Genomic DNA, 22011 nt, shown 5'->3' with positions numbered 1-22011 from the left:
TGCCGACCGCACCGACGGACACAACTGGTGACGGCGGCGGTCTCGCGGCGAATGTCACCGAGTTCGGCTCTCCTGTGATTCTCCGTCCGGCGGACCAGGGCCCGAGGGATCCGCCGGGCGGGTGATGCGATGGAACAGGACCAGAAGACCCGCGACGAGTATCGCGGCGGCGAATCCGCCGCGCGGGCCGTCCGGCAGTGAGACCGAAAAGCCCAGTGACGCGCCACGTTCGGCGACGAACAGCAACCACCACAGGGGTGGCCCGGTCAGCCGCAACACCAGCACACCGGCGGGCAGCCACGCACAGGACAGCATCGCGCCGAGCGTGCCGACCACCGTGATCGGCGCGATCACCGGCTCCACCAACAAATTCGCCACGATGGCGAGCAGGCCGACATGGCCGGTCAGCGCGACGATCAGCGGTGCGGTCAGCAGGAAGGCCGCGGTGGCGACGCCGACGGCTTCGGCCGGACCGCGCCGCCAGCCGCGTTCCTCGAGCCAGCGCGACCATCGCGGCGCCAGGACGATCAGGCCGACCGTCGCCAGCACCGACAGCGCGAACCCGATGTTCAGGGCCAACTCCGGAGACCACCCGATCAACCCGATCGTCGCGCCGCACAACGCGGGCAGCGCCTGCTTGCGCCGACCGAGCAGCACCGCGAGCACGGCCACACCACCCATCACCGCCGCGCGCAATACCGACGGCGAGGGACGTGCCAGCACGACGAAACCGAGGAGGGCCAGTGCCGCCAGCACCGCGCCGACGCGCGGATCGATGGTCAGCAGGCGCATCGAAATCATCACCGCGGCAAGTACAATCGTCACATTGGTGCCTGATACCGCCACCAGATGCGAAAGTTCCGTGAGCTGGAAGTCCTCCCGCACGCGATCGGGTAGCCGGGATACGTCACCGTCGACCAGTCCGGGCAACAGTCCCGCCTCCGTAGGCGGCAGGGCACGCGCGGCCGCCGCGGCGAAGTGCGCCCGTACCGATCCGGCCGCGCGCTGCCACCACGGCGCGCGCTCAATGGTTACCGGCGGCCCCTGCGCCCGTAGCACTGCCACCGTCAGATCCCGCCGCCACGGCCGATCCAGGCGCGCCCGGAACCGCACCACCTGCCCCGGCAACAGCCCCGGCCACCCGGCCTGTCCGACCAGGACGATCACCGAACCACCCGCACGCACCGATATCGCTCCGCGCCGATATTCCCGCAGATCCGCCTCGATCATCCATTGTCGACCACCGAAAGACTTGGTGGGCAACGGTTTCGGATCATCTCTCGGCACGACGGTGACCGTCAGATAGGTTCCCGCCGTCGCCGTCCGCAGTGGATGCGTCGCAACCCGGTACTCCCGCCACGCCGCCGCGATCCCGAACCCCACCCCCGCAACCACAGCCGCCAACAACACCACGGCAACCATCCGCCACTCGGCCCTGCGAACCCGAACCGCGCACACCCCCAGCACAATCGCCACCCCGACCAGCACCCCCACCAACAGCATCCCCGCAGACCACCCCGCCAGAACTGTCACAACCGTTGTCCCCCAACACATCACAGCTGCCGGAACCAGCCGCGCATCCAGCACCTGCGGCACCACCGCGGTCTCCCCCTGCTCCCGCGCCCCGCGCGCTTCGACGGGAGCCTCGGGCGGTTTCACAGCGTAACCAGGTCGCGGAGGCGGCTGAGGCGGGAGGGACCGAGGCCCGGGATGTCGGCGAGTTGGTCGATGGTGGTGAAGGGGCCGTGTTCGGTGCGCCAGGCGATGATGCTGCGGGCCGTTGCCGGGCCGACGCCGGGGAGTTCGTCGAGTTCGGATTCGGTGGCGGTGTTGAGGTTCACCTTGGCGGCGGGGGCCGAGGAGGCGCCGGAGGTGTGGACGGGACGATCGCTGCCGGAGATCACCGCGCTGTCCGGTTGCGGGGTGCCCTGATGCGAGGAAAGCGCACCGACGATGACCTGATCGCCGTCGGCAAGTCGTTGGGCGAGATTCAGGCGAGCCAGATCGGCGCCCTCTCTGGCCACCGCGATCGCCACCGCGTCGGCGACCCGGGAGCCCGCCGGGAGGTGCAGCAGCCCGACGTGTTCGACCAGTCCGACCACACTCACCACCAGTTCCGCCGGCCGGCTGGGCGGTGGCGCGGACGCGGCGCTCTCGGCCGACGTGCCGGATACCGCCGACGCGCTCGTCATCGGCGAGGTCTGCACCATCGGAAGAGGCGGAACCGGCTGTGCGACAGGACTTTCCCGCTGGGTCACCACGACCGCCACCAGCACCGCGGCAACCCCGACGGCACCGAGGACCAGCACCCCGCGTCGTCCCGGATGCAGCCGGATCCCGCGGAATCGCTCGGGCACCAGCCGCTCGTGCCAGAGCGAGACACTGCCCACCGGCTCACTCAGCCACTGCGGGGTATTCGGCACCCCCGACACCTCGTCGTCCCATCCCCCGGATGTTTCGCCGTCGCCCTCGGACTCCTCGAAATCGACCTCCTCCGAGTCCCACCGGCCCCCGCGCACCGTCCGCCGGCCGGGGACCTGCCCATCGAGCGCCCCCAACCGCTCCCGAACCCGCATCCGCTCGTCATCGCGCCCCATGCCAGCCACCGTAGGACCGGCCACCCGCACCCCGATCGCATCGACCTGCGGTGATATCCCCTCTGTGGACAACCGATCCGCTGTGGACAACACACCCGGACCGACCCATACCTGTCAGCCCCCTGTGCTATCGCCGAGAACACCCTGCTGCCTGGATGCATACAGCAACGCGGCCGTCAGCCAGCCCCGAACTTCACATGGTCCAGAGCCCTGGAGATCGAATCACATTCGACAACAACAACATTCACATCGGTCGCCGCACCGGTGAACAAGCTCCGCCGCGCCGTGAGAACACCAACCGAGCATCTCGTACCAGCGATCCGGCCGTCTGCCGCCTATCCGGACCGATGCCTACGATCGGATCAGCACCGCTGCGCGCCGATACCACACGGAACTTTCGCATCGTGTGGCCGTATCGCGGACCGATGTGACCGGACGGAACAATCCCTCGGACACGGCCGGCGGACTCAGCCGCAGCCGCCCGGGATCACCAGTACGCCGACCGCGCCGGAGCCCAGGTGTACTCCCAGGGTCGGGCCGAATTCGGCGGTGATCAATTCGCGGATGTCGGGGATCAGTTCGGTGAGCTGTGCGGCGAGAGTGTCGGCGGCGTCGGGGGCGGCGAGGTGTTGGACGGCGATGGCCGCGCCCGCTTCTCCGGCCGCATCCACCGCTGCGGCAACGAGTTTCGCGTACGCCTTGGATCTGGTGCGGGCCTTCTCCCGCAGTTCGAGACGCCCCTCGATCATCTGTAGCAGGGGTTTGGTCACCAACTCGGTGCCGAAGAACGCGGCGGCGCTGCTGAGCCGCCCGCCGCGGCGCAACTGCTCGGTCCGGTTGACCATGATGAACGCCCGGCCTCGACCGGCCGCGGCGACCGCCGAATCGTAGACGATGTCCAGCGTGGCACCGGCACGTGCGCGGCGCGCGGCGGCAAGGACCGGCAGGCCCGTGCCGAGCCCGGCGCCGAGCGAATCCACCAGGCGGACCCGATCGCCCACATCCATATCGTCCACGGCCTGCCGCCCGGCCTCCCAGGTCGCCGAGAGCTGACGGGAAATGTGTACGGCCACAACGCCATCGCCGTCACTGAGCGCCAGGGCGCGCTCGTACACCGCGCGCAGCTCCCCCGGGGAGGCGGCCGAGGTGCTCACCGTCGCCGAGGCGTAATCGATAGCGCATTCGTCCACGCCCTCGCGAATTTCGCGGCCGTCCACCAGCACATGCAGCGGCACCACGAGAATGCCCAGGTCCGCCACCAGATCGGCGGGCAGGCTCGCGGAGGAGTCGGTCACCACAACGACGGGCATCGCCCTCAGTGCCTTCCGGTCCGCATGGTCAGCAACTCACCTCCGAGAGCACCTTCACCATCGCCCGCGCGACCGCGGTATGCCCCTCCCAACCCCAATGGATGCCATCGGGATTCGACTCGCCGTGGAAAACGTTGTCGCGCACCGCCTCCCCGAGATCCACCAGCGGCACAGCGGTTTTCGCGGACCATTCACGCAGCGCCCGCACCGCCGGTTCGCGGCCCGTGTGCACCCGCCCGTACGCCTCGCAGTCGTGCACGGAGGGCAGCACGGCCACCACCGGCAGTTCGGGACGCAACTGCGCCAGCGAGGTACGGGACTGCTCGAGATAGTCGATGCTCACATGCGGCGGCAACGCCACCGGGCGACCCAGTTTCGACAGCCGCGGCTGCAACCAGTTGTAGCCGTCGCGCACCCGCCGCCGAACCGCCGGTGGCCGCAGATAGCGGATCAGCTCGCGCAGCGCGGTAGGCAGCGGCGAGGGCAGCGAATCCATCCCGCCGGTCGCGAAGACCACCGCACCCGCTCGCGGCACCGCGGCCCAGGCCCGCGGATCGCCGATCAGCGCCCAGTAGGCATCCCGGCAGGTCCAGCCGATCCGCGCGATCAACTCCACATCCCAATCCAGTTCCGCCGCAACCAGGTTGGGCCAGATACGCGGATCATCCGCGGGCAGCCCGCCCTTGGGCCCGAAGTACGCCAGCGAGTCGGCGATCACCAGCAGCACCGGCCGCTCGGATCCTCCCGGCACGTCGGACCCCGACCCGGCATCCACCACGGACTCCTTCTCACCGACGGCCGAAACATCTGCATCGTCCGCAGCGCCGACCGAATCCGTTCCGGCGTCCGCGATCTCAGCGTTCGCGATCGAATCACTAACGCCCGAAACCGACATCGCGACGAGCGGTTCGGGATGGGCAACCTCGGCCGATAGATCAGCGACGACCGAAGCATCGATACCGTCCACACCGCCCACCGGACCGACTCCGGCGCCCTCGGCCTCCGCGACCGAATCACTCTCACCCGAAACGGATTTCGACACCGCGATGGCCGGTTCGAGGTGCACAACCTCGCTCGAGGCTCCGGAACCGGCCTCGAACGATTCGGCTGCGACCTCCGCAACGGCAGCCGAGTCATCCTCGGCAGCAACGACATTTGCCGGTGAAGCCGCCGCGGCACCATCGTGCTCCGCATCGGCCCTATCCAGCGCCGCCATCCCGGCATCGGCATCGGCCGATCCACCACTGTCCTGCGATCCGGCACTCGAATCTCCCTGATCAACAGCGGAATTCGCAGTGACAGGGTCGGCCGCGCCCACGGACGCGACACCCTCGGCATGCAATACCGGGTCGCCGGAAACACCGGCGACCACAGCAGGTTCGGGGTTCACCGATAGCCCGGGCGGTCCGGTATCTCCCTCGGAATCACCCGGGGCAGTCCCCGATCCGGTCCGTCGGTGCGCGCTCGCGCCCGAGTTCTCTTCCCGCGCGGCAGGTTCCGGCGCGGGCCCGCCGAACAGCAGATCCGGCAGATGACGCACGGGCCCCTCGGACGCTTTGCGCAGCAGTTCATCGGAGACGGCCCCGCCGGGCTCGGCGCCCGGCGCGGACTTGTCGGCACCAGCCGACGCGTCACCGGGCCGAGCGGGTGCGGGCCCGCCGAACAGCGCGTCCGGCAGATGCCGGACCGGCCCCTCGGACGCCTTGCGCAGCAATTCGTCCGAGACCTGCCGGGTCGTATCGTCCCGGTCGCTCGGGGTGGGTTTCTCAGAGGACATCAGGTGCTACCTTCGCCGCCGCGTTCCAAACATCGAGCCGCCACCCGGGGCGCTCGATGCTCGGACCGTGACTGCTGAGCTGCACCCAGCTGGTATTCGCCAGTCCACCCAGGACGGGCCAGTTCGCCGCAGGCAGTTCGAGCAGCGCGGCGGTCAGAGCCGCGATCAATCCGCCGTGCGCGACGAGGATGATGGTACGGCCGGGCCAGTCCGCGCGCGCGTCGAACAATTCGCGTACCACCGGCAGCGCCCGCGCGCCCACCTCGAGCTTGCTCTCACCACCGGGCGGGGTGAACGACGCATCCAGCCGCCACTCCTGACGCGCACCGGGATACCGTGCGTCCACCTCGATGTGGGTGAGTCCCTCCCATTCGCCGAGACCGGTCTCGCGCAGCCGCGGATCGGGCACCACGTCCAGACCGCTGTGCTCGGCCAGGGCGCTGGCCGTGTCATAGGCGCGCCGCAGGTCCGAGGAGATCAGCGCGATCGGGTCGACACCCATCAGCTCGAGGGCCGCGTCCTTGGCCTGCCGACGGCCGAGCTCACTGAGGTCGGTGTCGTACTGGCCCTGCATGCGGTCGGCCGCATTCCATTCGGTCTGGCCGTGCCGCAACAGGATCAACCGGCGAACGCCGACGTGCTTAGTCATCTGTATCCGTATCCGTCTCCGACGCTGACCACCGGACGACGTGTGCTCAGCCACGCCGCCGCGGACCCGTCCGTCACTCGGTCGATCCGTCCGCCGTCCGGGCCTCGCCGACCCCCTCGACCGGCACCGGCGGACAATCCTTCCAAAGCCGTTCCAGCCCATAGAAATCGCGCTCGTCGCTGTGCTGGATGTGCACCACCACCTCGACGTAATCCAGCAGCACCCAGCGGCCCTCGCGGGTGCCCTCGCGGCGCACCGGCTTGTGCCCGGCGAGGCGCAGATGCTCCTCGACGGCGTCGACGATCGCGTTGACCTGCCGCTCGTTGGGCGCGGACGCGATGACGAAGCAGTCCGTGATCACCAACTGTTCGGACACGTCGAGCACGACCACATCGGTGGCCAGCTTCTCGTCGGCGGCGCGCGCGGCCACCTGTGCCATCTGCACCGCTTCGGCGGATGCTGTCATTACGCCCGGCCCACCTTCCCGTTCCCTACCGGCACGTACAGATGCCGCTTCGATATGTACTGCACGACCCCGTCCGGCACCAGATACCACACCGGACGCCCCTCGGCGGCACGGCGACGGCACTCGCTCGAGGAGATCGCCAGGGCCGGGATCTCGATCACGGTCACCGCATCGGGCGGGCTGTCCCGCAGATGCTTCTCCAGATGCTCGGTGTTCAGGTCGTACCCCGGTCGGCTCACCCCGACGAACTTCGCCAGTTCGAACAGTTCGGCCCAATCCTGCCATGTGAGGATGCTGGACAGTGCGTCCGCACCGGTGATGAAGTACAGCTCCGCGTCGGGATGCTGTTGCTTGAGGTCACGCAGGGTGTCGACGGTGTAGGTGACCTTGCCGCGATCGATGTCCGCGCGGCTGACCGAGAACCGCGGATTGGACGCGGTCGCGATGACCGTCATGAGATAGCGGTCCTCGGCCGGACTGACCTGTTTACCGGACTTCTGCCAGGGTTGGCCGGTGGGGACGAAGATCACCTCGTCGAGGTCGAAACGGTGGGCGACCTCGCTGGCAGCGACCAGGTGCCCGTGGTGGACGGGATCGAAGGTTCCGCCCATCACGCCCAGTTTGCGCCGGCCTGTTTCTCGCACGACTGCCGAGCTTACTGGGCGGCGTTTCCCCGGCGTGTCACTCCCCGCCCGTCGCGGGCCCGCAGCGCGCGGATGTCGCGGCGCTCAGTGGTGCACCAGCGACCGGAATCCCGCCGCGGCGCAGCGTTCCACCCGGACCACGGACGTGCGGTGCTGATGCCCTGTCTGGGTCGCGGTGCAGGAGGACGATCCGGATCCGGCCCACAGGCATGCGGCGATCACCGCGAGGACCACCAGGACCAGAACCGCCCGGGACACCGCGCGGGTCATATCGCGTTCGCCTCCTCTCGCATCGTGTCGAGCTGTCGGCGGGTGTGCAGGAGTTCACCGCGCACCTCCGATGCGGACGCGGTCCGTGCGAGCCGTTCCAGATCTTCCAGCAGAGTCCGCATGGTCGCCAATCCGACTCGCGGGGACGCCGCGATCGATTCCGCGCCCCAGAACTGCAACCACGCCGCCGCCCGCACGCTGCGTGCGCGAGGACCGATGCGCCCGAGGGCCGCGAACAGATCCCCGGCCCGCAGATAGCCGGCGAGGGCGTCGGCGTCGCGGCCGCACACCGACAGGGCCGCGGCCTCGGCGTGGACCAGTTCCGCGGTCAGCTCGCGCTGCTGCGGATCGTTCTCGATCAGCCGGAGGGCCTCGGCGAATTGCGCCGCGGCGTCGCGGTATCGGTTCAGTGCGTTGAGCGATTCCCCGAATTGCCTTCGGATCAGCGCGATCTCGGTCGGCGGATATGGAATCGAGGTGTCGGGCGAGGATTGTCCGGACGAATCGGACTCCAGTGACAGCGGCTGCTCGAACAGCGCGACAGCCTCCCCGTGACGGTCTGCCCGGTGATAGGCGCGGGCCGCGACCAACGTGTGATGCAGGGCGTCGGCCGCCGACAACGGCTCCCACCGCCAGGCCGCGACCAACGCCGCGTCGGCCAGGGCGGATTCGCGACCGCGCTGTCCCGAGATCGCGGTCACCAGAAGCGAACTCAACCGGGCCAGCTGTTCTGCGGGCAACACCGACGCACCCGCCTCGAGCGCCCGGCGAAGGCGCTGCTCGGCGCCGGCGGGATCCACCGACAGGCGGGCGACGGCCCATTCGGCGAGCTGCTCGGCTTCGGGCCGTCGCGCGGACGCTGTGACCGGCGGGGCGAGACGGATCGGCGGGCGAACCTCGGCCCTGGTACGAATTCCCAGCGGCAGATGATCCACCAGCGGCGCGCGGTCCAGGCGGGCGCGAACGACCGCGCCGACCGAACCGGTTCCGTTGCGAGCGTCGTACCGGGCGCACAGCCCCTCGATCTCCGCGGTGAGCGTCTCCAGCAGAGCCGCGGCGGCGCTCTCGCCGACCCGCACGTCACCGCGTCCGAGTGCCACCAGCCGCCGCAGCAGCACGCCGACGCCGGTGAGGAATTCCAGTCGCAGATTGGCATCCGCGCCGCTGTCGGTCAGCCAGTCGGCGTGCTCGGTCGCGATGTCCACCCCGCGTGCCTCGTTACCGGTCAGCGCGCAGAACTCGATGTGCTGGGCCACCGCGTGACGCAGTCCAGCAATGCCTTCGACCAGCGGATACCCGGTCAGGTGCGCGGCGCGGGCCGAATCGAAACCGCCGGTGCGCACCAGCGGCAGCAGGGCGTGCGCGCGGACCCGGTGCGGCTCGTGCGCGCACCGTCGTCTGCCGTCCAGGACCGGGGCCCACCGGCGCAGCGCATCGGCGTCCTCGCCCATGGACACCGACAGTGACCCGGCCCAATTGCCCTCGCACGCTTCACAATCGGTCATCTCGTCGCGCGGCGCGTCCAGCGCGAGGGCGCGCAGCCGCGCGGCCTCCTGGTGGTCACCGAGGTCCCGGGCCAGGATCGAACGCAGCTTCAGCACCGGGCGCGGACTGTATCCCGCCGCGCGATAGCGGTTGTCGAGTTCGTCGAACCAGCGCCGGACGATTCCCAGCGGGACGGCCGGATTGTCGATCAGGTCGCTGGTCATCCACTTCATGTACCAGTGCACCGAACGCGACAGCTCCGCGGTGGCATCGGGATGCTCGTCGAAGACCCGCAGCAGCCGGACGATCGCGATGGGTGCCAGATCCCGTTCTCCCGCGTAGGTATACGCCTGCACCAGCTCGAGCAGCACCTCCGCCTCCGCGGCACGATCGGCACCGCCGCGCGCGGTCGCGGCGAGGGTTTCCAGGCGCCGGGTGCGATCACGGCCCTCGGGTACCGTGCGGGCACGGGCGAGCGCGTGCCTGATCTCCGCCGAATCCATGGATGGATGATCGCGACCCACCCATGGGATGCGCTTAATAAAAGCTAATGGTCACCCCGCCACTCAGATCGGCAGCAGTCCCCCGACGACGGCGGTCAGCTGCCGGGCCGACCGGCATTCGTACATCTCGACGATCTCCGCGTACCGGCGAGCCGCGGAATCGCCTGTGCCCCATACCTTTTCCGCCTCGGGATTCAGCCAGTACGCGTGTTTGGCGGTATCGGCGAGACGGCGGAGGGTATCGAGGGCCGGATCGCGATAGTTGGTGCGCGCGTCGCCGAGGATCAGCAGCGAGGTACGACTGGTGACCGCGTCGGGCCACTGCTCGGCGAATCCGTCCAAGGCAGCGCCGTAATCGGAGTGCCCCTCGATGCCGACCACCTTCGTCTCGCTGAAGATCCGCCTGGTCACCTGATCCAGCGGCGTCACCTGGTCGAACAGGTGCGTCACCTCGTCGGCGCGATCCACGAACGCGAAGATCCGCACCCGGGAGAACTGTTCGCGCAACGCGTTCACCAGCAGCATGGTGAAGCTGGAGAACCCGGCCACCGAGCCCGAGATATCGCACAGCAGAACCAGATCCGGGCGTCCGGGGCGCGGCTTGCGCGAGACGAGGTCGATCGGCACCCCGCCGGTGGACATGGACCGGCGCAACGTCTTGCGCAGATCGATCTCCCCGCGCCGGGCCCGGCGGCGGCGCGCGGCCAGCCGGGAGGCCAGCACCCGGGCCAGCCGTTGACTGCTGCGCCGCAGTTCGGCCAGTTCGTTCTCGGAGATGCGCAGGAAATCCGCGTCCTCGGCCTGCCGCTGCACACCGTAGGTGGCGACGCGCTCGCGGCCGATCCGCTCGGCCACCCGACGCCGGGTCTCGGCCTCGACGGTGCCGCGGAACTCCTTGACCCGCGCCCGCGCAGCGCGCCGCGCGATCTCCGAGCCGAAATCCGAATCGTCCACTCCCGCAGCCAATCCCGCGAGCAATTTGCTCACCAGGAGTTCGGGCTGGACATCCTTGAGCGTCTGATACGCGGAGAACGACGGGCCGTTGGCCGACCGGTACTGCCCCATCTGCTCGACCATCTGCGCGGCGAGTTGCTGCAATTGCTGCGTCCGCTCGGCGGAGGGATCCGCGACGAGCAACTCGGCCAACATCTTTCGCAGTTCGAGGATGTCGACCTCGCCGTCGGGCCGACGCGGGATCTCCACCTCGTCCGCGCCGGTGCGCTCGCCCAGCGCGGCCGGGAACCACAGGTCGAACAGGCCGTCGAAGGTGGCGCGCTGAGTGGTTCGGCGCAGCAGCGCGCAGGCCAGGCCCTCGCGCAACATCTCGCGGTCCATCAGATCCAGCACCGCGATGACCTGTCCGGCGTCCACCGTCTCCGAGGGGCCGACCGGAATTCCCCTGGCGCGCAACGCCTCCACGAATCCGACCAGATGTCCGGACAGGCCGTGCGGCGCGGCGTCCGGGAGGTCGGCCGGCGACTCGGCCGACCCGGGCGTCCGGGCTCTGCCGCCGAACATCAGGCCAGCTTCAGCTCGGACAGCGCACGCTGGTGATCGCTGTGATGTTTGAGCACGACGCCGAGGGTCGCGCGCACCGACCTGTCGTCCAGATCTTTCAGGCCCAGGGCCAGCAGCGTGCGGCCCCAGTCGATCGACTCCGCCACCGAGGGCAACTTCTTGAGCTGCATACCGCGCAGCACGTGCACGATCCGCACCAGTTGCGCCGCGACCGCGGGCTTCAGTTCGGGCACTCGGCTCGCGAGGATGCGACGTTCGAGTTCCTCGTCCGGGAAATCGATGTGCAGGTACAGGCAGCGGCGTTTGAGCGCCTCGGACAACTCGCGGGTGGCGTTGGAGGTCAGCACCGCGAAGGGGAGGCGGGTGGCGGTGATGGTGCCCAGTTCCGGGACGGTGACCGCGAAATCGCTGAGCACTTCCAGCATCAGGCCCTCGATCTCGACGTCGGCCTTGTCCGCCTCGTCGATCAGCAGCACCGTGGGTTCGCTGCGCCGGATCGCGGTCAGCAGCGGACGCGACAGCAGGAACTCCTCGCTGAACACGTCGGATTTCGTTTCCGCCCAACTGTTCTCGGCTACGCCGGAGTCGGCCGTCCCGGCCTGGATGCGCAGGATCTGCTTGGCGTGATTCCACTCGTACAGCGCCCGGGCCTCGTCGATGCCCTCGTAGCACTGCAACCGCACCAGCTCCGCGCCCGCGACCTGTGCGACCGAGCGGGCCAGCTCGGTCTTGCCGACACCCGCGGGGCCCTCGATGAGCAGCGGTTTGCCCAGACGATCGGCGAGGAAGACCGAGGTCGCGGTCGCCTTGTCCGACAGGTAGCCGGTCGTGGCGAGCCGGGTGAGGACATCCTCGACCGACGCGAAGATCGGCTCGTGCACTGTTTCGGTTACCTCTGCCACCGGTCCTCCGTGGTTACCCTAGCCGCCGCTCGCAACTGTTGTGCAGCGCATAAACGAGCCCTGACTCGACGGTACACACTCGACGCTCGGTGACGACAGTGTGTCCCACAGCACTCACGGCCTGGTCTGGCCGTCTCCCCACACGATCCACTTGGTGGAGGTGAGCTCGGGCAGGCCCATCGGGCCGCGGGCGTGCAACTTCTGGGTGGAGATGCCGATCTCCGCGCCGAAGCCGAACTGCTCGCCGTCGGTGAACGCGGTGGACGCGTTCACCATGACCGTCGCCGCGTCCACGCGATCGGTGAACTCGCGCGCGGCCCGCAGATCAGCGGTGACGATGGCCTCGGTGTGGCCGGTGCCCCACCGGTTGATGTGCTCGACCGCCGCGTCCAGATCGTCGACGACCTGCAGCGCGATATCCAGCGACAGATACTCCTCGGCCCAATCCTTCTCCGTGGCGGGCACCAGACCCGGCAGATCACCGTGCACGGTGACGCCCACACCTTCGAGCGCGCCGATCAGCCGGGGCACCGCGGTGTCCGCGACGGCCCGATCGATCAGGACCGTCTCGGCGGTATTGCACACGCTCGGCCGCCGGGTCTTGGCATTGAGCAGGATCGACTCGGCCATATCCAGATCCGCGGCGGAGTGCACGTAGACGTGGCAATTACCGGTTCCGGTCTCGATGGTGGGCACCTGCGCGTCGCGCACGACGGCCTCGATCAGCCCGGCTCCGCCGCGCGGGATCACCACGTCCACCAGACCGCGCGCCTGGATCAGATGGGTGACGCTGGAGCGGTCGTGACTGGGCAGCAGTTGCACCGCGTCGGCCGGAAGTCCCTGTGCGACAAGGGCATCGCGCAGCACCTCGACCAGCGCGGCATTCGATCGCGCCGCCGAGGAGGAGCCGCGCAGCAGGGCCGCGTTGCCGGATTTGAGCGCCAGGCCGAACGCGTCGACCGTGACGTTCGGCCGTGCCTCGTAGACCATGCCGACCACACCGAGCGGCACCCGCACCTGACGGATCTCCAGGCCGTTGGGCAGCGTCGAACCGCGGATCACCACGCCGACCGGATCCGGCAGGCCCGCGACCTGGCGCAGCCCCGCGGCGATGCCGTCGACCCGGGCCGAGGTCAGGCGCAGCCGGTCCAGCAGGGAATCGGCGGTGCCGCCCGCGCGGGCGGCCTCGATGTCCTCGGCGTTGGCCGTGAGTACCCAGTCCGCGGCGGCGAGCAGAGCATCGGCACACGCCTGCAGCGCGCTGTTCTTCTCGGCGGTGGTGAGCCGGGCGAGCGTGCGCGAGGCCACCCGGGCGCGGCGCGCCGCGTCGTGCACCGCCGCGCGGACGTCGTCGAGATCGGTGGCCGCGAGAGCGTGGCCACCCGTCGCCCGACCGCCACCCGTCAACGAATCACTGCGCGATGCTGTCATACAGACCAGGGTACTGACCGGGTGATACATCCCACCCCGGCATCCCCCGGTGAACCATTGCAGGGACGCGACAAGGCCGCCCGTGTTGCAGGGTGCGCTGCCGTAGGAACGCTCTAGGCGGCTGCGGTGTGATGGGCCACCAGGGTGGACATCTGGGCGGCGACTCGTTCGAGGGGATCGGCCGAGCGGGTGGCCAGGGCCATGACGACCGCGCCCTCGACGGCGGCGATGATCGTGGTCGCCAGGGACCGGGCAAGTTCGGGTTCGATACGTTCGGCGCGTAGCCGTTCGGCGAGGATCGATTCCCAGTCGGCGAACGTCTCCCCTGCGGCGTCGGCGGCCTCGGGGGCGTCCGCGCGGCCCAGGGCGGCGGCCACGATCGGGCAGCCCGCGGTGAAATCGCTGGACACGACCGTCTCCCGCCAGAGCGCCGGAAACGCGGCCAGCGCCGAGGCCATATCCGAACTCTCGGTGACCGAGCGCATCAGCGCGCTGTAGGCGCGACCCGCGGTGCGGGTCGCCTCGGCGATCAACTCCGATTTACCGGCCGGGAAATTCAGATATATCGAGCGCCGCGAGACGCCGCTGTGCTGCAGCAGCTGGGCGATACCGGTACCGGCCACGCCGTTGCGCCGCATCAGATCGATCGCACCGTCGATCAACCGATCCCGCACTCCCATGGGCGACCTTTCCGATCCGCGTTTCCAATGGCCTACCAGCCTACCTTGCCACTATACCGATCGGTGTACTACTCTTCGACTAAACCAATCGGTCTACCTGCCGATGACCACCGACGAGGGAGCACGACGATGACACAGCTGTCCGAATCACGTCCGGATCGACTGGCCCGCAAGTTCGTGATCGAACGCAATGTCGGCCGATACGTGGTCAATCCGCTGTTCCGCACCCTGAACCGAATCGGTGTGCGTTCCACATTCGCCACCGAACTCGAGACGATCGGCCGCAAGTCGGGTCAGCCGCGCGTGGTACCCGTCTCGGTCCGATTCGACGACGAGGGCGCCTGGATCATCTGCCAGCACGGCATGCGCTCGGGCTGGGGCAACAACATCGCGGCCGAGCCGAACATCCGGCTGCGCCAGGGCAATCGGTGGCGCACCGCGATCGCCGAACTACGGCCCGAGGACGATGTGGTGGCGCGCGCCCGAGCCTTCGCGCCCCATCGACTGCTCGCACCGCTCACCGCCGCCGGTTTCGCCGCGTTGCAGACCACCCCGGTGTCGGTGCGGGTGACGTTCACCGATACCGCCGCCTGAGCGGACGGCTCACTGTCCGGCCCACTGGTGGCCCCAGTAGCTGTCGGCGGTCATCTCCTCGGCCACATAGTCCTGGCCGACGAGCATTCCGTCACAACCGAATTCGAGATCCCAGCCGCCGGGGGTGCGAACGTAGAAGGAGACCATCTTGTCGTTGGTGTGCCGCCCGAGAGTGGAGGACAGGCGGTATCCCGACGAGGTCACCCGATCCAGCGCCCGGCCGACGTCATCGAGCTGATCCACCTCCACCATGATGTGCACCAGACCCGGTCCCTGCGAAGGGGTTCCGGGAATCAGCGCGAGGCTGTGATGACGCGGATTCACCCCGAGAAAGCGGATCCACAGCGGATGCTCCGGCGGGCCCACCCGGAACGAGCCGCGGGCGGCGAAGCCCAGGACCTCGGCGTAGAACCAGCGGGCCGCCTCGAGATCCGGAACCGGCAGCACCACATGACCCAAACCCATTGCCCCGGTGACGAATCGGTTGCCGAACCGGGACAGCACCGGACTGTGGTCCAGCAGCGGCCCGTGGAACACCTCGATACGCACACCGGAGGGATCGGCGAAGGCGATCGCCTCCTCCACGTGCCGCGCCCGCGCCTGCTCCGGCGTGAGCGCGGTTATCGCGACGTCGGCCTTCTCCAGAACCTCGCGCACCAGGGCCAGGGAGATCGTGTCGGCGACCTGCCAGCCGACCGCGAGCACCTCGTCGCGTGCACCGGGCACCAGTTCGAGCCGATAGGTGTGCTCGTCCATGCGCAGATAGATCGAATCCTCGTCGGGGCCGTGGCCTTCGGCGAATCCGATGGTGTCGAAGGCGAAAGCGCGCCAGGCGGTCGGATCGGTGATCCCGATCCGCACGTAGCCGAGGGAACTGAAGGCAGCCACTGTGATCACTCCTTGGAAGTCATAGCCGACAGTTATCAGACCAGCTCATCCACCATTCGAGTCAATACATAGCCCCGGTGACCGGGACGGCTCGGTAGAACATACGTAGTTCCACCGATTCGCGATCCGCCGCGAGGGTCCAGTGTGACTGGTAACACAAGTCTGCACACCGAATATGCCTAGTCGACATAGTTCTGGACCGCATATGCGCCAACGGAGGACCATATGACCGTCACCACGCTGCCCGTCACCGAACGCGCCGTCCCCGCCCGAGGTCACCTCACCGATTCCTCACCCCGGCAGCGTCCGGCGAGCGTTGCCGCCCGGCCGATTCCGGTGTCGATGATCGAGCGGATGACCCTGATCCTCGATGCGTTCGACGCCGCGACTCCGGCCCTGACCCTGCTGGAAATCGTTGAGCGAACCGGACTTCCGCGATCGACCGTGCATCGGATCCTGGACCAGATGATCCGGCTGCGCTGGCTCGCGCACACCTCCGGCGGCTACCGGCTGGGCATGCGCACCCTGGAACTGGGCGGACTCACCGCCGACCACAACGAGATTCGCGACGCGGTCGGCCCGCTGCTGCACGAACTGGCCCAGCGCACCGGCATGGTGGGTCATCTGGGCGTCCTGGACGGGCGCGAGGTGATCTATCTGGACAAGATCGGCGGTCGGCTCGCCGCCGCGCTGCCGACCCGGCTCGGCGGCCGGATGCCCGCGCACGCAACGGCTCTGGGCAAGGCGATGCTCGCGACGCTGGAGCCGCCCATCGCCGAATCGGTGGTCCGCGCGCGTCCGGCGCGCCTGACCGCACGCACGGTCTGCGAACCCGAGGCGATGCGGCGCGAACTCGACCGCGTCCGGCTGCGCCAGGGCGTGGCGATCGACCACGAGGAGGCCATGGCCGGAATCGCCTGCGTCGCAGCGCCCATCCGCGTGCGCGGCGCGGCGCCCGCGGCACTGTCCCTGTCGGGTCCGGCCGATGCGATGGGTTTCGATCGGCTCGCCCGAGTGGTGCTCGAGGTCGCACACGAGGCCGGGCGCACGCTGTTCCCGAGGCGGCCGCGGTGCCGGTAGCCCGGACCGGAACACACCTGGGCGGTGCGGTCCGATGACGACGTCCGACACGAGCCTGCCGACCACCTCCTGGGCCGTGCTCGGCATGCTCTCGCACGCCGGGGAGCTGTCCGGATACGAGCTGAAGAAGTGGGCCGACTGGAGTCTGCAGTTCTTCTACTGGAGCCCGTCGTTCAGCCAGATCTACGCCGAACTCAAACGTCTGGACGAACACGACTACGTCACCTCCCGAATCGTGCAGTCCGAGGACGGAATTCGCGGCAAGCGAATGTACACGATCACCGACGGCGGCCGGGAGGCCCTGGCGCACTGGGTCAATCACTCACCCGTCGAGGCTCCGGTGCTCAAGCACAGCGTGATGCTGCGCGCCTGGCTCGGAAATCTCGCCGAGCCGGATCGGTTGCGCGACATACTCGTCGAGCACATCGACTACGCCGAGCAGATGCGCCGCCGGGCCGCGGCCGACGCCGAGGCGGAGGGGTCGGACCGAAATCCCGACTGGGTCTTCCCCATCGCGGTGCTGCGCTGGTGCGTCAGGCATTACGAGGCCGAACGGGAACTCGCCCGGGATCTGCTTGCCGATCTGGACCAGCTCGAGGCCACGAAGTCCGTGCGGCGCAACAGGTCCCGTCGATCAACCGGCGCACCCAACCCGGACGAGTCCTGAACGTCCGCGGGCGGGGCCGCGAATTCAGCGCCGCGCGATACGGGCTTGCCAAGCAGCGGCCTGCACATTCCCGTCCGGATCGGCCCGCACCCCTTCGAGGGCTTCGGGCGGCAGGACGCCGGTGATCCGGCCGCGATAACGCGCGGGCCGCAGATCCTCCAATTCCCAACCCTCGCCGAATGATTCGCGAATCATGCGGTCGCTGATCCGCGGGCCGAAGCCGGGCTCGGCGTCGGACAGCGCCAGCAGCAGCACCCGCCCGCCCGGCGCGCACAGCGTGTGCAGGGCGTTCACATAGGCGGCCCGCGCCTGCGGATCCTCGAGGAAGACGTGGAACAGCGCGCTGTCCAGAATCGTGTCGAAGACGCCGAGTTCGGCCGCCAGCCCGGGATCGCCGCCGATCGCGACCATGTCGGCGAGTTCGAATCGCGCGGCCGGCACGCCCTTGTTCTCGGCGTTGGCGCGGGCGTAGGCGACCGCGCTCGGCGAGAGATCCACACCGAGCACGTCGTATCCGAGAGCGGTCAGCGCGATGGTGTGCTCACCCGCACCGCACCCGGGATCCAGGACGCGACCGCGGATCCAGCCCTCGCGTTCGAAGGTCAGTACCTGCGGCTGTGGCTCCCCGATCACCCAGGGGGCGGTGTCGTTGTCGTAGACGGTGTTCCAGATTTCTACCGGCTGTGTCATGACTCCAGCCTGCAACCTCAACCGAGGTAGAGGTCAACCGATCCCGGATCGAATTGCTGCCACACAGGTCAGAGCCTGTTTTCAGCCAGCCAGCGCTTGACCCGCGTCGCCGATGCGCGGGAGAGCCAGGCATCCTGCACGACCTCGCGCAACTCGTCCAGTGTGAGTTCCCCGAGCCGGGAGGCACGCACCAGCACGGACAGATGCCCGTCGAAATGCGCGGTGCTGAACCAGGGCGAATCCGGATCCTGGATCAGCGCCAGCTTGTCGGACTCGGACGGAACCCAGATCACGATCACGTCCGGATAGCGGTCGCCGGTCTCCGGATCGACCGCGTCCGGGCGCGGGGTCCGAAAGAAGATGAACGACTTGCGCCCGACCTGATAGATCGGATTCTCCTGCGGGCCGTATTCGACCGTGACGTGTGGCATGGCCAGCGCCAGCTCGTGCACGTCGTCGACCCGGGCGCGCCGCGACCGGGCCACGGGTCAGTCCGCCAGCCCGGTGAGCAGGGCCCGGGTGCGCACCGCATCCTCGCCGCCGGCGAATACCGCTCCGACGAATTCCGTGGCACCCGCGTCGAAGATCGCCCGAATACGTTCGGCGACATGGTCTTCCGAGCCGATAATGGCCAGATCCGCCGGACCCTCGGCACCCTCGCGGTCCATCATCGCCCGGTACGAGGGCAGCGAACCGTAGGCGGCGTAGAGCTTCGCCGCGCGTGCGCGGGCGGCGTCCACGTCATCGGTTACGCAGACCGGCAGCGGGCACACCACGCGCGGCGCGGGACGTCCCACCTCGGCCGCGGCGGCGGTGATCGCCGGCGCGATGTGATCGCGAACCGTCGCCGGACCCGTCATCCACAGCACGGTGCCGTCGGTGACCCGGCCCGCGAGTTTGAGCATCGCCGGTCCCATCGCGGCCAGCAGCACCGGCACGCGTCCCTCGTTCGGCACCGACAGCGCCAGATTGGCCTTCACCGTCTCGCCGGTGAACGAGACCGGCTTGTCCTCGAGCAGCGGCAGCAGCACGGACAGGAATTCGCGCATGTGCCGAGCCGGGCGTTCGAAGCTGTACCCGAACATGTTCTCGATGACGATCTTGTGGGACAGGCCGAGGCCGAGCGTGAGCCGCCCCGGGCCGACCGCGAGCGCGGTCGTGCGCGCCTGCTGGGCCAGCGCGCCGGGATGACGCGGATAGCTCGGCACCACACCGGTGCCGATATCGATGCCCGCAACCCGGCTGCCCGCCACGGCCAGCGCGGTGAGCGCGTCGACGCCGAAGATATGTGTCATCCAGGCGGAGTTGAAGCCCTCGTCCGCGGCGCGGCGCAGTTCGTCGGTCAGGCCGTTCAGGGCGTCGGGTCCGGTCGGTTCGTTCAGCAGGATGCCGATTCGCACTGCGGGCCTCCTCGATCGTCGGATGCTTCTCACTCGTTTCCGCACGGGTGCGGCCACGCATCGGCAAGCCTATGCCCGCCGGGTCCGCGTCCCGCAGCCGGTTCGTCGCGAGGCCGATTCGAGCATTCCGGGCACGCGCTAGTGTGGCGGATATGGCGCGGCGTGTCAGCGGGAACCTTCCCGCCGAGGTCACCAGCTTCGTCGGCCGCCACGACGAACTGGCCGCCGCGAAGCGCCTGCTGCCGACGACGCGAGTGCTGACGTTGCTCGGGCCGGGCGGCGTCGGCAAGACGCGGCTGTCGCGTCAGCTCGGCGCATCGGTCGGGCGGGCCTTCCGGGACGGGGTCTGGCTGGTCGAACTCGCCGACGTGCGCGATCCGGATCTGGTGACGCTCAGTGTCGCCGAGGCGCTGCACCTGGGCGACGACACCAGCGATCCGATGCCGCGGCTGCTGGAATTCCTGACCTCCCAGCGGATGCTGCTGATCCTGGACAACTGCGAGCACCTCATCGATGCCTGCGCCGAACTGGTCGAGCGCATCGTCACCGCGACTCCGGAGGTGCGGGTGGTCGCGACCAGTCGCGAGGTGCTGGGCATCGCGGGTGAACAGGTGATGCCGATACCGCCGCTGCCGGTCGGCGGCAAGCGGCGCGGCCGGGAGGATCCGGCGGGCGACAGCGATGCGGTCCAACTGCTGGTCGAACGGGCCGGTGCGGTCGATCCCGGCTTCACCAGCACCCCGGCCAACCGCGCCACGCTCGCCGCGATCTGCCGCCGCCTGGACGGGATGCCGCTGGCACTCGAGTTGGCGGCCTTGCGATTTCGTGTCTTCACCCCCGCGCAGATTCTGGACCGGCTCGATGACACGATGACCCTGCTCAGCGCCGGTCCACGCACCGCGCCGCGACGTCAGCGGACCATCGAGGGCGCGATCCACTGGAGCTATCAGCTGTGCACCGGCGCGGAACAGGCACTGTGGCAACAACTCTCGGTCTTCGCCGGTGGATTGGACATCGATGCCGCGGAGGCGGTGTGCGAGCTGCCGGGCGAGGATCTCATCGGCGCACTGACCGGACTGGTCGACAAGTCGGTGCTGCTGCTGCGTCAGGACGACGAGAAGGCCAGATATTCGATGCTGGAACCGATTCGGCAGTTCGGCCACGACCGGCTGGTCGAATCCGGCGCGGAGTCGGCCGTGCGGGCACGGCATCGAGACCACTATCGGCGGTTGGCGTTGCGCGGATCTCGCGCCTACTGCAGCTCCGACGATCTGGCCTGGTTCCGGGATCTGTCCCGCGAACACGCGAATCTCCGTTCGGCCCTGCAGTTCTCGATGTCCGACGCGCCCCGCTTGGCCCTGGACACCGCCACCGCGCTGCGCCCGTACTGGGAGCACTACCGCTTCCTGTCCGAGGGCCGCCGCTGGCTCACCGACGCGCTGATGCGCACTCCGACGACTCCGACGCGCGAACGGGCGCGCGGGCTGTCCTCGGCGGCCTCGCTCGCCGCGCTGCTGTCCGATCGCGAATCCGCGGCCGGATTCGTCGAACAGAGTCTGGCGCTGGCGACGGAACTGGGCGCGGCGGACATCCTCGCCGAGAATCGGCTCGACAGCGCGTTGATCGCGTTCACCGACGGCGACACCAGACGCGCGCTGGCGATGGCCGAGCAGGCCGCCGCACTGGCCCGCGACGCCGGGCACGCGACCACCGAAATGGACAGTCTCTCTTTCGGATTCATGTGCGCGACGTTGCTCGAGGACGACCGTTCGACCACGATCGCCGAGACTCTGCGGGCGCTGACCGAGCGGCACGGCGTGCACCTGCTGGGCGGCCTGGCGCTGTGGACGGTCGGCGTCGATCACTGGCGGCACGGCAACCAGGAGGCGGCCGCGGCGTACATGAGCCGCGCGGTGGAGATGTTCGCCGAATTCGACCGGTGCATCTGGCTGGCCTCGGCATTCGACGGTATGGCCTGGTCCGCGGCGGCCCGCGGGGATATGGTGCGCGCGGCCCGGTTGATGGGCGCTGCGCAGACCCTGCAGCGCGACACCGTGCGCCTGGCCCATGCCATCGCCACCGCGGTCGGCGAGAAGGTGCGCGTTCAGGTCCTGGAAGAGTTGGGCGAGAAGGGATTTCGCGAGGCATACGACAGCGGCGCCGCCCTGTCACTGCCCGCCGCCATCGACTACGCGCTGGGCCGCACCACCGTTCCCGATCGGACGACGCCGAAACCGTTGCGCACCGAACCGATCGACGACAAGGCCATCGGGGTGCTCACCCGCCGGGAGAAGGACGTCGCCCGACTGGTCGCCGCGGGCCACAGCAACAAGCGCATCGCCGCGGATCTGGTGATCTCGGTGCGCACGGCCGAAACGCACGTCGAGCACATCCTGACCAAACTCGGCTTCACCTCCCGCACCCAGATCGCCGCCTGGGCCCGCGACCACGGCCTGTGAG

The 22011-nt window shown here is 69.0% G+C and carries 21 protein-coding genes; 4 read left to right on the top strand and 17 right to left on the bottom strand.

From position 1 onward, the window contains the following. Positions 1–54: 54 nt before the first annotated feature. From NM2_RS06500 to NM2_RS06440, 13 genes are all read right to left on the bottom strand, one after another. Entirely contained in the window at positions 55–1659 is a 1605-nt protein-coding gene (locus NM2_RS06500) for a ComEC/Rec2 family competence protein (RefSeq protein ID WP_245717873.1), read from the bottom strand. Further along, positions 1656–2597: a ComEA family DNA-binding protein gene (locus tag NM2_RS06495; RefSeq protein ID WP_067665254.1), complete on the bottom strand. Its 942-nt coding sequence runs from the start codon at positions 2595–2597 to the stop codon at positions 1656–1658. Before NM2_RS06495 ends, NM2_RS06500 begins: the two co-directional genes overlap by 4 nt. Before the next feature lie 467 nt (positions 2598–3064). Further along, positions 3065–3907: a DegV family protein gene (locus tag NM2_RS06490; protein ID WP_067665251.1), complete on the bottom strand. Its 843-nt coding sequence runs from the start codon at positions 3905–3907 to the stop codon at positions 3065–3067. Positions 3908–3935: 28 nt separating this feature from the next. Then, complete coding sequence (gene octT / locus NM2_RS06485) at positions 3936–4682, bottom strand: diglucosylglycerate octanoyltransferase (RefSeq protein ID WP_439956844.1); 747 nt, start codon at positions 4680–4682, stop codon at positions 3936–3938. A gap of 991 nt (positions 4683–5673) precedes the next feature. Continuing rightward, positions 5674–6333, bottom strand: coding sequence for a histidine phosphatase family protein (locus NM2_RS06480; protein WP_067665248.1), 660 nt, complete (start codon positions 6331–6333; stop codon positions 5674–5676). 73 nt (positions 6334–6406) lie between these two features. Beyond that, positions 6407–6799 carry a ribosome silencing factor gene (rsfS, locus tag NM2_RS06475; protein ID WP_067665245.1) on the bottom strand — a complete coding sequence of 131 codons (393 nt, stop codon included), beginning with the start codon at positions 6797–6799 and terminating at the stop codon, positions 6407–6409. Continuing rightward, positions 6799–7443 (bottom strand): nicotinate-nucleotide adenylyltransferase, encoded by a 645-nt coding sequence (gene nadD, locus NM2_RS06470; RefSeq protein WP_084530538.1) that lies wholly within the window; start codon positions 7441–7443, stop codon positions 6799–6801. The genes rsfS and nadD overlap by 1 nt, the downstream gene beginning before the upstream one ends. An 84-nt stretch (positions 7444–7527) precedes the next feature. Next, complete coding sequence (locus NM2_RS06465) at positions 7528–7713, bottom strand: hypothetical protein (RefSeq protein ID WP_067665239.1); 186 nt, start codon at positions 7711–7713, stop codon at positions 7528–7530. Further along, entirely contained in the window at positions 7710–9701 is a 1992-nt protein-coding gene (locus tag NM2_RS06460) for a hypothetical protein (protein ID WP_067665236.1), read from the bottom strand. The genes NM2_RS06465 and NM2_RS06460 overlap by 4 nt, the downstream gene beginning before the upstream one ends. A gap of 63 nt (positions 9702–9764) precedes the next feature. Beyond that, positions 9765–11219: a vWA domain-containing protein gene (locus tag NM2_RS06455; protein ID WP_067665233.1), complete on the bottom strand. Its 1455-nt coding sequence runs from the start codon at positions 11217–11219 to the stop codon at positions 9765–9767. Next, positions 11219–12121, bottom strand: a complete 903-nt coding sequence (locus tag NM2_RS06450) for an AAA family ATPase (protein WP_174575609.1) — start codon at positions 12119–12121, stop codon at positions 11219–11221. The genes NM2_RS06455 and NM2_RS06450 overlap by 1 nt, the downstream gene beginning before the upstream one ends. 114 nt (positions 12122–12235) lie before the next feature. Further along, positions 12236–13552, bottom strand: a complete 1317-nt coding sequence (locus NM2_RS06445; protein WP_084530541.1) for a glutamate-5-semialdehyde dehydrogenase — start codon at positions 13550–13552, stop codon at positions 12236–12238. A 113-nt stretch (positions 13553–13665) separates the two neighbouring features. Further along, positions 13666–14232 carry a TetR/AcrR family transcriptional regulator gene (locus NM2_RS06440; protein WP_067665226.1) on the bottom strand — a complete coding sequence of 189 codons (567 nt, stop codon included), beginning with the start codon at positions 14230–14232 and terminating at the stop codon, positions 13666–13668. A 129-nt stretch (positions 14233–14361) separates the two neighbouring features. Here NM2_RS06440 and NM2_RS06435 point away from each other — a divergent pair, with 129 nt between their 5' ends. Continuing rightward, positions 14362–14826 (top strand): nitroreductase family deazaflavin-dependent oxidoreductase, encoded by a 465-nt coding sequence (locus NM2_RS06435; RefSeq protein ID WP_067665225.1) that lies wholly within the window; start codon positions 14362–14364, stop codon positions 14824–14826. Between the two features lie 9 nt (positions 14827–14835). Here the strand turns inward: NM2_RS06435 and NM2_RS06430 are convergent, their stop codons facing one another. Then, positions 14836–15714 carry a VOC family protein gene (locus NM2_RS06430; protein WP_067665312.1) on the bottom strand — a complete coding sequence of 293 codons (879 nt, stop codon included), beginning with the start codon at positions 15712–15714 and terminating at the stop codon, positions 14836–14838. 225 nt (positions 15715–15939) lie between these two features. On the opposite strand from NM2_RS06430, the gene NM2_RS06425 reads away from it, so the two are divergent. Together NM2_RS06425 and NM2_RS06420 are read left to right on the top strand one after the other, a co-directional pair. Continuing rightward, positions 15940–16794, top strand: coding sequence for an IclR family transcriptional regulator (locus NM2_RS06425; RefSeq protein ID WP_067665223.1), 855 nt, complete (start codon positions 15940–15942; stop codon positions 16792–16794). Between the two features lie 34 nt (positions 16795–16828). Further along, complete coding sequence (locus tag NM2_RS06420) at positions 16829–17461, top strand: PadR family transcriptional regulator (RefSeq protein WP_067665222.1); 633 nt, start codon at positions 16829–16831, stop codon at positions 17459–17461. 24 nt (positions 17462–17485) lie between these two features. Here NM2_RS06420 and NM2_RS06415 read toward each other — a convergent pair whose 3' ends face one another. The 3 genes from NM2_RS06415 to NM2_RS06405 all read right to left on the bottom strand — a co-directional run bounded on the left by NM2_RS06415 (position 17486) and on the right by NM2_RS06405 (position 19551). Beyond that, the gene (locus NM2_RS06415) at positions 17486–18151 is read right to left on the bottom strand and encodes a class I SAM-dependent methyltransferase (RefSeq protein WP_067665219.1); all 666 of its coding nucleotides are present in this window, start codon (positions 18149–18151) and stop codon (positions 17486–17488) included. Positions 18152–18219: 68 nt separating this feature from the next. After that, entirely contained in the window at positions 18220–18582 is a 363-nt protein-coding gene (locus NM2_RS06410) for an MmcQ/YjbR family DNA-binding protein (RefSeq protein WP_067665309.1), read from the bottom strand. A gap of 57 nt (positions 18583–18639) precedes the next feature. Further along, on the bottom strand, positions 18640–19551 hold the full coding sequence (locus tag NM2_RS06405) for an LLM class F420-dependent oxidoreductase (RefSeq protein ID WP_067665216.1): 912 nt from the start codon (positions 19549–19551) through the stop codon (positions 18640–18642). 152 nt (positions 19552–19703) lie between these two features. Here NM2_RS06405 and NM2_RS06400 point away from each other — a divergent pair, with 152 nt between their 5' ends. Continuing rightward, a complete protein-coding gene (locus NM2_RS06400; protein WP_067665213.1) occupies positions 19704–22010 on the top strand; it encodes a LuxR C-terminal-related transcriptional regulator in 2307 nt (768 codons plus the stop codon). The last annotated feature ends 1 nt before the right edge of the window (position 22011 follow it).

It is taken from the genome of Nocardia miyunensis NBRC 108239 (assembly GCF_001613065.1).
In the GTDB taxonomy this organism is placed as follows: domain Bacteria; phylum Actinomycetota; class Actinomycetes; order Mycobacteriales; family Mycobacteriaceae; genus Nocardia; species Nocardia miyunensis.
This window is presented reverse-complemented; position numbering and strand designations above follow the sequence as displayed.